This is a genomic window from Bacillus sp. BD59S (assembly GCF_007363175.1).
In the GTDB taxonomy this organism is placed as follows: domain Bacteria; phylum Bacillota; class Bacilli; order Bacillales; family Bacillaceae_G; genus Bacillus_A; species Bacillus_A pacificus.
In genome coordinates, this window is sequence record NZ_CP034686.1 from 3425074 (window position 1) to 3437489 (window position 12416).

At 34.7% G+C, this 12416-nt stretch carries 13 protein-coding genes; 3 read left to right on the plus strand and 10 right to left on the minus strand.

All coding sequences use genetic code 11. The features are described 5' to 3' along the window. Positions 1 to 236: 236 nt before the first annotated feature. Positions 237 to 575 carry a hypothetical protein gene (locus EKQ63_RS19855; RefSeq protein ID WP_016718270.1) on the minus strand — a complete coding sequence of 113 codons (339 nt, stop codon included), beginning with the start codon at positions 573 to 575 and terminating at the stop codon, positions 237 to 239. Between the two features lie 123 nt (positions 576 to 698). Then, positions 699 to 2093, minus strand: a complete 1395-nt coding sequence (gabP, locus tag EKQ63_RS19860) for a GABA permease (protein ID WP_087954550.1) — start codon at positions 2091 to 2093, stop codon at positions 699 to 701. 414 nt (positions 2094 to 2507) lie between these two features. On the opposite strand from gabP, the gene EKQ63_RS19870 reads away from it, so the two are divergent. Then, positions 2508 to 3590 (plus strand): chitinase, encoded by a 1083-nt coding sequence (locus EKQ63_RS19870; RefSeq protein ID WP_087954549.1) that lies wholly within the window; start codon positions 2508 to 2510, stop codon positions 3588 to 3590. A gap of 112 nt (positions 3591 to 3702) precedes the next feature. On the opposite strand, the gene EKQ63_RS19875 is transcribed toward EKQ63_RS19870, so the two are convergent. Then, positions 3703 to 4596: a metallophosphoesterase gene (locus tag EKQ63_RS19875; protein WP_143881459.1), complete on the minus strand. Its 894-nt coding sequence runs from the start codon at positions 4594 to 4596 to the stop codon at positions 3703 to 3705. Positions 4597 to 4790: 194 nt separating this feature from the next. Here EKQ63_RS19875 and EKQ63_RS19880 point away from each other — a divergent pair, with 194 nt between their 5' ends. Both EKQ63_RS19880 and EKQ63_RS19885 read left to right on the plus strand, forming a co-directional pair. Beyond that, positions 4791 to 5606 (plus strand): formate/nitrite transporter family protein, encoded by an 816-nt coding sequence (locus tag EKQ63_RS19880; protein WP_087954547.1) that lies wholly within the window; start codon positions 4791 to 4793, stop codon positions 5604 to 5606. A gap of 141 nt (positions 5607 to 5747) precedes the next feature. Beyond that, positions 5748 to 6020, plus strand: a complete 273-nt coding sequence (locus tag EKQ63_RS19885) for an HU family DNA-binding protein (protein ID WP_001043904.1) — start codon at positions 5748 to 5750, stop codon at positions 6018 to 6020. Between the two features lie 19 nt (positions 6021 to 6039). Here the strand turns inward: EKQ63_RS19885 and EKQ63_RS19890 are convergent, their stop codons facing one another. From EKQ63_RS19890 to EKQ63_RS19920, 7 genes are all read right to left on the minus strand, one after another. After that, the gene (locus EKQ63_RS19890; RefSeq protein WP_087954546.1) at positions 6040 to 6519 is read right to left on the minus strand and encodes a GNAT family N-acetyltransferase; all 480 of its coding nucleotides are present in this window, start codon (positions 6517 to 6519) and stop codon (positions 6040 to 6042) included. A 169-nt stretch (positions 6520 to 6688) separates the two neighbouring features. Beyond that, on the minus strand, positions 6689 to 9106 hold the full coding sequence (locus EKQ63_RS19895; RefSeq protein ID WP_088327970.1) for a heavy metal translocating P-type ATPase: 2418 nt from the start codon (positions 9104 to 9106) through the stop codon (positions 6689 to 6691). Between the two features lie 95 nt (positions 9107 to 9201). Next, the gene (gene copZ, locus EKQ63_RS19900; protein WP_000436973.1) at positions 9202 to 9408 is read right to left on the minus strand and encodes a copper chaperone CopZ; all 207 of its coding nucleotides are present in this window, start codon (positions 9406 to 9408) and stop codon (positions 9202 to 9204) included. A gap of 202 nt (positions 9409 to 9610) precedes the next feature. Beyond that, positions 9611 to 9913: a metal-sensing transcriptional repressor gene (locus EKQ63_RS19905; RefSeq protein WP_000509876.1), complete on the minus strand. Its 303-nt coding sequence runs from the start codon at positions 9911 to 9913 to the stop codon at positions 9611 to 9613. Between the two features lie 290 nt (positions 9914 to 10203). After that, entirely contained in the window at positions 10204 to 10431 is a 228-nt protein-coding gene (locus tag EKQ63_RS19910) for a hypothetical protein (protein ID WP_087954544.1), read from the minus strand. Positions 10432 to 10749: 318 nt separating this feature from the next. Further along, a complete protein-coding gene (locus tag EKQ63_RS19915; RefSeq protein WP_087954543.1) occupies positions 10750 to 11577 on the minus strand; it encodes an alpha/beta hydrolase in 828 nt (275 codons plus the stop codon). Positions 11578 to 11592: 15 nt separating this feature from the next. Then, complete coding sequence (locus EKQ63_RS19920) at positions 11593 to 12414, minus strand: ABC transporter ATP-binding protein (protein WP_143881460.1); 822 nt, start codon at positions 12412 to 12414, stop codon at positions 11593 to 11595. Positions 12415 to 12416: the final 2 nt, after the last annotated feature.

Sequence of the window (12416 nt, forward strand, 5' to 3'; positions counted from 1 at the left end):
AGTTTGACACAGCAAGACAAAACAAAGAAAAAATCCTTCTTAATAAAACTTCTTAAGAAGGATTTTATCGCTTTATTATTCAAATAGCAATGCGATTAGTTTTTATTAAAAAATGTATCGCTATATGCTTGAAAAATTTCAGACACTTGATATCCCATTAAAGAAATTGCTGTTAATGAAAAGAAACCAATCATAAGAAATCGAAACCACATATAAATCTCCTCCTTGTATTTAGCTTAAAAAACATTCGCTATATTACAAGTTGAATGGCACTCTTCATCGTCACTTTCCTTTTTCTTTACAATTGCTGTAATAAATCGAATCATAAAGAAAAATACAAAAGGAAATTGTTCGTAATTTACCTTGGCATAGTTTAGCAACGGCTCGCGTTGCATATCGAACGGGGATGAGAAGGAATAGAACATACCTTGCTCTTCCATATATACAATTACAATTTTCATACAAAATACGATTCCTAGAAACGAAACAATATCTTGCCATTCTGTCGTATATAACAGGTTATACAGCTCTAATACGTAATCTTCCATCGTCATCCCCCCTTCCTTTTTTACCATTCTGCTCGCCTTCGTATAAAAAGTCAAGAAAAAAGTTTATATTCACTATGACAATAGTAATTACTTGTTTCTATGATTCTTTTATAGCAATGATTGGGTGTGACTCTATTCTAAAACAAGAAATTAGAATCGAACAGATTCCTCATTCTTACTTGTAGTATTCGATACTGTACTATTTTTATTTCTATTAAAAATAAAATAAGAAATTATGATAAGAACAGTAACAAGCATCGTCAAAAGTGCTTGTGAACGTAAAGATTCAATTGCAAGCATCGCAACTAAAACTGCTATAATAGCGGCAATTGTAACATACGTTACATACGGGAAAAACCACATTTTCACTTTCAAATTTTGTTGTTCTACTTTCCCCATTTTTTTACGAATCTTTAAATGCGAAACAGCTATAACGAGATAAACGAGTAACGCAATTCCGCCAGATGCATTGACTAAAAATAAAAAGACTTTATCTGGAGATATGTAACTAAAAACAACTCCAATATAAGCGAAGAACGTTCCGAATAAAACGGCCCGAACTGGAACACCACTACTATTCAATTTCAAAAATGCCTTTGGAGCATCTCCTCTTTCTGCCATTGAAAAAAGCATTCTTGAGTTCGTATATAAACCAGAATTCAAACAAGAAAGTACAGCTGTTAAAACGATAAAATTCATAATTTGTGCTGCCGCTGGTATCCCTATATGTTCCAGTACCGCTACAAACGGACTTTTTAGTATGTTCGCTGAATTCCATGGAAGAAGTGTAACAACTACAGCAATCGATCCAATGAAAAATACGAGAATACGCCAAATCACACTATTTGTTGCTGTTTTTACTGCTTTTACAGGTTCAGCAGATTCTCCAGCAGCTACTGCAACAATCTCAGATCCCATAAATGAAAATATAACGACAGTAATTCCAAGTAGCACCGAACTTATACCGTTTGGCATAAATCCTCCTTGTCCTACTAAATTTGAAGTGCCAGGTGCTTCCGTTCCTGGTACAAATCCTAAAATAACAGCTAGTCCAAGACAAAGGAACAAAACGATACTTATTACTTTAATAAAAGAAAACCAATATTCAAACTCTCCAAATGATTTCACCGAAAAAACATTCGTCAATGTTAATAAAATCGTTAATATTAGGCTTAATAACCAAAGTGGGATTTCTGGAATCCAGTATTGAATAATACCAGCACCTGCTGTGGCTTCTATTGCAATAACAATTACCCAGAAAAACCAATATAGCCACCCAATTGTATAACCGGCCCATGGACCAATTGCTTCTCTTGCATATGTTGCAAATGACCCACTTGTCGGGTTAATAGCTGCCATTTCCCCAAGCATTCTCATAACGAAAATAACAAGAAGTCCTGCTAATGCATATGAAACGATAGAACCTGGTCCGGCTGAATGTACAACCGCCCCACTTCCAACAAACAAACCAGCTCCTATTACGCCACCAATTGAAATCATTGTAATATGGCGTATTTTGAGGTCTTTCTTAAGATTTTTATCCAACTCTTGTACATCCCCTTCCAAACGTAAATTTGAAATTTACCCCGCATTAACGGGCAGTAAAACCTCCACCTCAAAATTTAGCGGAAGCAAAGAAGTTAGGCGGGAATCTACTGCCCGTAAATGCCCGATTGGTTCAACTAATAATCAGCGGGGATGCCCCCACTGATTAAAGTTTCACTTTATGTAAGAGTATTATGCGAAAAACCTTGTCCTATACTTTAAAATATATCAAAATATTCTGAATTTAACAATCATAATGCAAACTCCTACATAAGTTATTTCATTAAGTTCAATAATTTCCCATATACAATTGTTGAGAAAATTATAGTCACCTTACAAAAGAATGAATTTTCAGATATCATTAAATAAACAAGATTATACATCTAGACAACTTTTTTGTATAGGAGTGTTGATATGTTAAACAAGTTCAAATTCATTTGTTGTACGTTAGTAATTTTTTTACTGTTACCACTAGCCCCCTTTCAAGCACAAGCAGCAAACAATTTAGGATCAAAACTACTCGTTGGATACTGGCATAACTTTGATAACGGTACTGGCATTATTAAATTAAGAGACGTTTCACCAAAATGGGATGTAATTAATGTATCTTTCGGGGAAACTGGTGGTGATCGTTCTACTGTTGAATTTTCTCCTGTGTATGGTACAGATGCAGAATTCAAATCAGATATTTCTTATTTAAAAAGTAAAGGAAAGAAAGTAGTTCTTTCTATAGGTGGACAAAATGGAGTCGTTTTACTTCCTGACAATGCTGCTAAGCAACGTTTCATTAATTCCATACAGTCTCTAATCGATAAATACGGTTTTGATGGAATAGATATTGACCTTGAATCAGGAATTTACTTAAACGGAAATGACACTAATTTCAAAAACCCAACGACTCCTCAAATCGTAAACCTTATTTCGGCTATTCGAACAATCTCAGATCATTACGGTCCCGACTTTCTATTAAGCATGGCTCCTGAAACAGCTTATGTTCAAGGCGGTTATAGCGCATATGGAAGCATCTGGGGTGCATATTTACCGATTATTTACGGAGTAAAAGACAAACTAACATACATTCACGTTCAACACTACAACGCTGGTAGCGGGATTGGAATGGACGGTAATAACTACAATCAAGGTACTGCAGACTACGAGGTCGCTATGGCTGATATGCTCTTACATGGTTTTCCTGTAGGTGGTAATACAAATAACTTTTTCCCAGCTCTTCGTTCGGATCAAGTCATGATTGGACTTCCTGCAGCACCAGCGGCCGCTCCAAGTGGGGGATATATTTCTCCAACTGAAATGAAAAAAGCTTTAGATTATATCATTAAAGGAATTCCTTTTGGAGGAAAGTATAAGCTTTCAAATCAGAGTGGCTACCCTGCATTCCGCGGCCTAATGTCTTGGTCTATTAATTGGGATTCAAAAAACAACTTTGAATTCTCTAATAACTATAGAACATATTTTGATGCTATCCCCTTGCAAAAATAATAAAAAACAACAATAGGTTTTATATGACCTATTGTTGTTTTTTATTTACCACCAATTAACATCGCTCGTTCATCAAAATCAAATTGATAATGATGATGTGAAATTAAATACATTAGTTACTATTTTGCTTCAATACAAATACTGAAAGTTCAGGTACACTCCAAAATCTAACAGGCATTCGGGTTGTCCCAATACCACGATTTACATATAAATATAACGGCTTATTCTTCCCCTCTACTTCATACATACCTTCAACATGACTCTCAGCTAGTTTTGTCGTAATGAATGGACCGATAAAAGGAATTTGAACTTGTCCTCCGTGACTATGGCCTGATATTTGAAAATCAACTGGGTAACGTGCTACTTTGTCTACAACATCCGGCTCATGTACTAATAACATATTGAAATCTTGTTGCCTTACTTGTTTTAAAGTCGCGTCTATCTTTGGCTTTCCTAATAAAAAATCATCCAAACCTGATATTGTAATATACTTGCCGTTTTCCGCTTTAATTTTCTGCACTTCATTGACTAACACCACGAAACCAGCTTCCTCCATATATTTTTTATAAAATAAACTACCTCCCCCGCCTCTATCATGATTTCCAAACACTGCATATTTCCCTAAGGGCGCATGTATTTTTTGTAAAATCCCTTTCGCTTCTTCTCTTTCGGCTTTGTACGATCCAAACTTATCTATTAAATCCCCTGTGAAAAGGACTACATCTGGACTTAATGCATTCATCTTCTCCACCAAATTTTCTAATTGTTTCAGTGTGAATTCTGGTCCTAAATGTACATCTGAGAACTGCAATATTTTTTTATTATGAAACTCTTTAGGAATTGTAGAAGCCTCTATTTCATTCCACGTAACTGTTACTAGTTTTCGTTCTATTTCTGTCGCATAGAAATACAAACTTATAGAAATCATTACTATACTTACGAAACTGATTATAGATATCTTGACGATTGATTTTTTTTGTTCTTCTTTTACGTGATGCGTATTCATGTTCTCACCTCTAGAAGTACTTTAAAGCCTTATTGTTACATGAATGTGACAAAGCGAAAAACGTTAGTTATATCCAATTCCATCCCTGCACACTTTGACAAATTTATACAGAAGTCATAACATATTTTTATAATACATAGATTCTTAAAAATGTTCCATTTATTTTTTATTATTTTATTAAGGAGAGATTATTCATGTCTGTATTTACACCAGAAGAAATTACGGAACTTGCTGCTAATTCCGGAAGAAAAAAAGCTCATTTATCATTACTCCCTATGCTAATTCTCGGATTTTTTGGCGGTGCTTTCATAGCATTAGGGTATTTACTCGATATTCATGTTATTGGAACAATGCCAAAGTCTTGGGGATCATTTACTAGCTTTCTAGGTGCCGCTGTATTCCCTATCGGTCTTATTCTCGTTATTCTTGCAGGCGGTGAACTAGTAACTGGTAACATGATGACAGTTTCCATGGCCTGGCTTCAAAAGAAAATTACTTTATTTTATTTCATACGAAATTTAATTATTGTTACATTGAGCAACTTCATAGGTGCTGTATTCGTTGCTTATTTTTTCGGTCATATCGTCGGATTAACAGAGGGAGCTTTTTTAGCGAAAACGGTTTCTATTGCGCAAGCTAAACTACAAGATACACCACTACAAGCCTTCATTTCTGCAATCGGATGTAATTGGCTCGTTTGTTTAGCTGTTTGGCTCAGTATGGGAAGTAAAGAATTTATCGGAAAGATTATCGGCATTTGGTTCCCAGTTATGACTTTTGTTGCGATTGGATTTCAACACGTTGTAGCCAATATGTTTGTCATCCCAGCTGTAATTTTTGCAGGTCATTTAACTTGGTTTGAATATTTTCCAAACTTCATTTTTGTTTTCTTCGGAAACTTAGTAGGAGGTATGTTATTTGTAGCGTTACCTTATTTCATATCTTATAATAAGAAACTACCTTCTACTAAAGAACAAACGGAATTAAAGAAAAAATCTGTATCCGCTTAAATTGAACGACTATACAGCAATCCTGAAAAATATTACAAATTCCATTTTTTTTACGAATATATGTGCGTACACTTGTTCTCGAATGTTTTATACGTTATAATAACAACTTAAATAGCATTATTTACATATGAGGTGAAAAACATGAACAAAACAGAATTAATCAAAAACGTAGCACAAAATGCTGAGATTTCTCAAAAAGAAGCTACTGTAGTTGTACAAACTGTAGTAGAATCAATCACTAACACTTTAGCTGCTGGTGAAAAAGTACAACTTATCGGATTCGGTACATTCGAAGTTCGCGAAAGAGCTGCTCGTACAGGCCGTAATCCACAAACTGGTGAAGAAATGCAAATCGCAGCTTCTAAAGTACCTGCTTTCAAAGCTGGTAAAGAACTAAAAGAAGCTGTAAAATAATGAAAAATAGCCTTCTCGTTTACGAGAAGGCTATTTTTTTCATTATATAATTAATAAAAATCTGACCATTATGCTGTTTCTTTTGTTCCTTGATGCAAATAAAACCTTTACTTTCAAAGAAAGGTTTTGCTGTAATACTCGCTTCTGTATAGATCTCCCTATGCCCTAGGTTTGCTGCTTCTCTTTCTAACTTCTGTAATATGTAGGAAGCTATCCTTTTGCCTTGATAATCTTTATGTGTAAATAAACGATCTACGTAATGATCCTCATTATAATCTCCAAATCCAACTATCACACCGTTATGATCCGCTACATAACTAATGTTCTTCTCTAAAGACTGTAACCAGCTTTCTCTATCTAGTCGCTCTGGTGCCCATGCCTGTAGCTGTAATACGTTATAATCTTTAGCATTAATTGTATGAACTGTTTCATAGAACAACTGTAATACTTGTTCTAAATCTTCTTTATGGAATGTTCTAATGATCGTATCTTTTAACATATATGAACCTCCTTACTACACTATCATTTAATTTTTCTACCATCTAGTATTCAATATTTCTGCTTTATTATATCTTTTTTCTTTCTATATAAACAAAAACAATACTTATTTCAAAGTATTGTTTTTTGTATAAACGCCTATGCAATTACTCTATAGATTTAAATTTTTATTATTTTAACTTCACTCTTTGCAATCGTAATGCATTTAATACGACCGATACAGAACTAAATGCCATAGCCGCTCCTGCAACCCAAGGTGCCAAGAAGCCGAACGCTGCAATCGGGATTCCTAAGCCGTTATAAGCTAGTGCCCAGAATAAGTTTTGCTTAATATTTCTTATCGTCATCTTACTCATAAAGATTGCATCCGCAATACTATTTAAATCACCACGGATTAACGTAATATCTGCCGCTTCCATCGCTACATCCGTTCCTGTTCCAATTGCCATACCGATATCGGCCGTTGCAAGAGCAGGAGCATCATTTATTCCATCCCCAACCATTGCTACTTTCTTACCTTGTGCTTGCAGTTTTTTCACTTCTTCTGCTTTTCCTTCTGGTAATACTTCTGCAATTACGTGATCAATACCAACTTGCCCCGCAATTGCCTGAGCAGTTTGTGTATTATCTCCTGTAATCATAACAACGTCTAGACCCATTTTCTTAAGTCTTGAGATAGCTGCTTTTGAAGTATCCTTTACAGTATCTGCAACGGCAACTATTCCAGCATACTCCTTATCTATTGCTATTAACATTGCTGTTTTTCCTTCTCGTTCTAGCGCTTCCATCGATTTAGAAACTTCTTCAATATTAATATTGAATTTCTTCATTAATCGGCGTGTACCAATTAATAATTGTTTCCCTTCTACAACTGATTCGATGCCGAATCCCGGAATTGCTTCAAATGTTTCTGAACTTGGGATATCAATTTTCTTTTCTTTAATTCCTTCTACAATCGCTTCTGCAAGTGGATGTTCAGAATTTTTTTCTGCTGCACCTACTAAGCGTAGTATTTCTTCTTCGTGGAATCCATCTGCTACAATTACATCTGTTAACACCGGTTTCCCATTTGTCACAGTACCTGTTTTATCTAGAATAACTGTATCTAATCGATGCGTTGCTTCTAAATGCTCCCCACCTTTAAATAAAATACCATACTCAGCTGATCTTCCTGATCCCGCCATAATAGATGTAGGCGTTGCAAGACCTAATGCACATGGACAAGCGATAACAAGTACTGCTATCATTTTCTCAAGTGCTCCGCCAAAATCGCCTGGTGTAACAAATATCATCCACACTGCAAATGTGATAATCGCGATTCCAACTACAACTGGTACAAAAATACCAGAAATTTGATCAGCTACCCTTTGAATAGGAGCTTTTGAACCTTGTGCCTCTTCTACTACTTTAATAATTTGAGCTAATGCAGTATCTCTTCCTACCTTAGTTGCTTTCACTTTTAAAAATCCATTTTTATTCATTGTAGAACCGATTACTATATCCCCAATTTTTTTGTCAACTGGAATACTTTCACCTGTTAACATCGATTCATCTATGGCTGACTTTCCTTCTATAATCTCACCATCTACCGGAATTTTTTCACCAGGTTTTACATAAACAATATCACCAGCTACTACTTCTTCGATTAAAATTTTCATTTCTGTTCCATCTCGCACAACTGTAGCTGTCTTTGCTTGTAAACCCATCAACTTTTTAATTGCTTCTGATGAACGTCCCTTTGCTTTTGCTTCAAATAATTTACCTAAAATAATTAGTGTAATAAGTACCGCGCTCGTTTCAAAATATAAATCTGTCATATGTTCCGAAGAACCGATAGATTGAATGCTTAAATATACACTATAGAAATAGGCGGCGGACGTTCCAAGTGCCACAAGAACATCCATGTTAGCACTTTTATTACGTAACGCTTTATAAGCCCCAACATAAAACTGTCCACCAATGATAAATTGAACTGGCGTTGCAAGAGCTAGCTGCACCCAAGGGTTCATAAGCATATCAGGTAAATAAATAAACGATGTAAATGAGAAGTGACTTACCATTGCCCACAGTAACGGGAATGATAAAATAAACGAAATGATAAACTTCCTCTTTTGTCGCTCAATTTCTTGTAAGCGATGATCAGTTGATCCATCTTGCTCATCTGATTTCACTTCTAATTTATATCCTAATTTCGTAATTGCACTCTTCATTTCATTTACATTAATCTCATCAGGATTAAAATCTACTGTAGCCGATTCCAAAGCGAAATTTACTGTCGCCTCGTTCACACCTTCTAACTTATTTAAACGTTTTTCTACTCTATTGGCACATGCTGCGCATGTCATTCCTGAAACAGTAAATTCAGCTTTATCACTTACAATTCCATATCCTAATGATTCAACTTTTTCTTTAAACTGTTGCGGATTTGTTTTTTGGGGATCATACATTATTTTGGTTTTTTCAAGTGCAAAATTTACATTTGCATCATGAACACCTTCTACTTTTTTTAGACCTTTTTCAATTCTATTTGCACATGCTGCACATGTCATTCCTGATATTTGAAGATTGGCCTCTTTTTGTTCATTCATGTCTCTCACCTCTATATACCCTTATGAGGTATAATTATTAGCAAAATAAATCGTACTTCCTATAAAGTACGATTTATTTCCATATCTAAAAATAATTATTGAACATCGTATCCTTGATCTTCAATTACAGCAACGATATCTTTTAATGTTACAGCAGACGAGTCGATAGTAACTTCAACAGTTCCTTCTGCTAATTGAACTTTTACTTGCTCAACACCGTTTAGTTCTTTCACACTACTTTCGATAGCATTTACACAATGTCCACAAGACATACCTTCAACTTGTAATGTTAACTGTTCCATTTAAAATCCTCCTCTTATTTCTTCATTGTTTGTTAACCACACCCTCATCTTACCATACCCCCCTAAGGTAATCAACGGTTTTGTGTCATGATTTTTCAATTATTTTCTAAAAGTTTATTTTACATACACTTTTTCACATCAATACCCCGAAACCTTATATGAAAGTAAACAAAAAACAAGCCAGTTACGTACTAGCTTGTTTTTATGCTTTTGAAAAACGTTCAAATACTGTCATTAATTCTTCGATTGCTTCGTCACCATTACCATCTTTAATTGCACCTGAAACACAATGACTTGTATGGTTTTTTAATACACCCATTCCTACTTTTTTCATCGCTGCATTAATCGCTGAAATTTGCACTAAAATATCCACGCAATACCGATCATTTTCAATCATATTTTGAATACCCCGAACTTGCCCTTCAATTCTCTTCAATCTATTTATAATTTGCTCTTTTTCTTTTTCTGATCTATGTGTTACTGCTTCATGCTCTTTATGCCCCATATTATCACCTTCTTAAAGTTTCTCTTCATCCAATAAAACAATTGCTTTTACGAGTATACCAATTATAGCATTAAATATCTATGCATGATACCCCATATGAGTATATTTCCACTTTATGATTATTCTTAACAAATTGTTAGCTTCTCAGTCTCAATTTTCATTATACCCTTTCCTTTTTTCAAAAAACAATAATAAGCGGGGATTTTCCATCCCCGCTTATTATTCATTTCCAAATATAAAAGTCTCAATCTTCACACGTGTAAATTGAGACTTTTTCTTCCTATATATAATTATTGCTTATCACATACTTTTGTATCATTCACTACTGAAGTTCCTTCAACAGTTACCGTATGAAAACAGTCATTTACACGAACTGTCACAACATTATCTTGCCGATCAATGATATGATATTCATTAAAATTTTTATTCAGAGCACTACGAATTTGTTCTCCTTCATAAATTGGGATGCCATGCGATAAAACCCAAATAAGTCCAGCGATAGCAAGAATAGTTTTCATACGATCTACCTCCTTGAGAATATAGTGAACTTTTCATCCATACTTTTTCAGCTCTACGAATCATGATTGGAATGAACCAAGCTTTTTGGAAATAAGTTCATTTCGTCTATTTTATGTTTATGCTAATTGTGAACGAATTGTGACAACTTTTTGTCTCTTCAGACGAAAAGTTGAAACAAAACTTTCAAAAAGGACAATTCTACTTGAACAACACAAAAGGCTATGGAGGATTTCCCCATAGCCTTGCGTTTGCATTTTATTAGATGATCACTTTATTAACTAACCTAAAAATGTGGATTCACTCCAATCATTAGCCTTTTAATCACTGGATACATGACTAATAAATCTCAACCCTTTACTTAAAGAAGTCGGCACAACAGATGCATGATTCTCTCCTTCTGCTTCATAAAACATAAATCTAAACTGATCGTGTTTTACTTGGAGAAGGCGCTCTGACAATTCATTTGCACCTACAACCATATGCTCTCGTTCAAGTGAACCAACTGTAAGAAATACTCCTGTTTTAACCTTTGCATTGTTTAATTCATTTATAAGATACTCTTCTTTTTCAAGCACAGATTGGTTATTCCACCAAATTGACGGACTACTTATAAAATAATTTTGAAAAGCATTTAGCTTTGTAAATAATATATGTAAAGCAAATAGTCCACCTAAAGAATGCCCAAATAGTGTTTGCTTTCCTTTATCAATTTCAAAATTCTTTTCAATTTGCGGCTTTAATTCTTCTTCAATAAAAGTAAAGAAATGATGTGCTCCTCCTGTTTTAGGCCACGGTTTACCATCTGGCTTTAAAGGTGCATCATTTGAAATTACGCTAGGCGTAAAATCATAGCATCTTTCTTCACCTGAAAATGCCCCTTCAATTGGATAGCCAATACCTACTATAATGGCTGGTGAAACACCTGTTTTTTCTGCTCTAACTGATTGTATTTTAACTGCTTCATGGAATGTTTGAAAAAAGGCATTTCCATCTAATACGTATATAACAGGATACCCTGACTTGGGTGCTGGCTGCCTCGGCTTTGAAATATAAATTTGATATTCATTACATTCTAATTTTGAATACATGTTCCACTGTTCTGTATTAGATGTTTTAATCTGCTGTTTTTCAATAGTAGTATTCACCCTATATCCCCCCTTTTAACTTGTTACATATATTTCTACTTTTTCTTCTTGAGATACAACGCTATCATAACCGAAGCAAACAGGAGCCCCGTTATACGGATCGATCATGACACGCGCATCAATATGAAATACTTCTTTTAATACTTCATTTGTAATAATCTCTTCTGGACTACCAGTTGTAACAATTTCCCCTTCCTTCATTGCAATAATCTCATCTGAAAACCTTGCTGCATGGTTAATATCATGTAGTACCATTACGACCGTACAATTATGTTCTTTATTTAACTTCTCCACAATTTGTAATACATCTAATTGATGAGACATATCAAGGTATGTAGTTGGTTCATCTAGTAGTAACACTTCTGTCTCTTGTGCTAAAGCCATCGCCAGCCATACCTTTTGCCTTTGACCACCAGATAGATTTGCTATTTGTCTCGTTCGAAATGCAGATGTTTTCGTTATATCTAAAGCCCAATCAATCATCTCTTTATCTTTTGAATTTAACTTATTTACGTTATTCCGATGTGGATAGCGTCCATAAGAAATTAATTCTTCTACTTTAAGCTCTCCTGGCGCAATTGGAGTTTGCGGAAGTAAAGCTAACTGCTTCGCAATTTCTTTCGTTGGAATTGTATTTAGATCTTGCCCTTGCAAATAGACTTTACCGCTCTTTTGCTTTAAAATTCTTCCCATTGTTTTTAACAATGTTGATTTACCGCACCCGTTTGGCCCTATAATTGTCGTTACTTTTCCTTCTTGTATTTCCACATTTAAATCGCGAAACACTGTAAGCTTTTCATAACTCGTTTCTAAATTTTTTGCACTTAAAATACTCACTT

Excerpts from the sequence above, each read along its gene's own strand:
- EKQ63_RS19870 (WP_087954549.1), top strand. The coding sequence starts at position 2,508 with ATGTTAAACAAGTTCAAATTCATTTGTTGTACGTTAGTAATTTTTTTA.
- EKQ63_RS19890 (WP_087954546.1), bottom strand. The coding sequence starts at position 6,519 with ATGTTAAAAGATACGATCATTAGAACATTCCATAAAGAAGATTTAGAA.
- EKQ63_RS19905 (WP_000509876.1), bottom strand. The coding sequence starts at position 9,913 with ATGGGGCATAAAGAGCATGAAGCAGTAACACATAGATCAGAAAAAGAA.
- EKQ63_RS19910 (WP_087954544.1), bottom strand. The coding sequence starts at position 10,431 with ATGAAAACTATTCTTGCTATCGCTGGACTTATTTGGGTTTTATCGCAT.
- EKQ63_RS19855 (WP_016718270.1), bottom strand. The coding sequence starts at position 575 with ATGGTAAAAAAGGAAGGGGGGATGACGATGGAAGATTACGTATTAGAG.
- EKQ63_RS19880 (WP_087954547.1), top strand. The coding sequence starts at position 4,791 with ATGTCTGTATTTACACCAGAAGAAATTACGGAACTTGCTGCTAATTCC.
- EKQ63_RS19875 (WP_143881459.1), bottom strand. The coding sequence starts at position 4,596 with ATGAATACGCATCACGTAAAAGAAGAACAAAAAAAATCAATCGTCAAG.
- EKQ63_RS19885 (WP_001043904.1), top strand. The coding sequence starts at position 5,748 with ATGAACAAAACAGAATTAATCAAAAACGTAGCACAAAATGCTGAGATT.
- copZ (WP_000436973.1), bottom strand. The coding sequence starts at position 9,408 with ATGGAACAGTTAACATTACAAGTTGAAGGTATGTCTTGTGGACATTGT.
- EKQ63_RS19895 (WP_088327970.1), bottom strand. The coding sequence starts at position 9,106 with ATGAATGAACAAAAAGAGGCCAATCTTCAAATATCAGGAATGACATGT.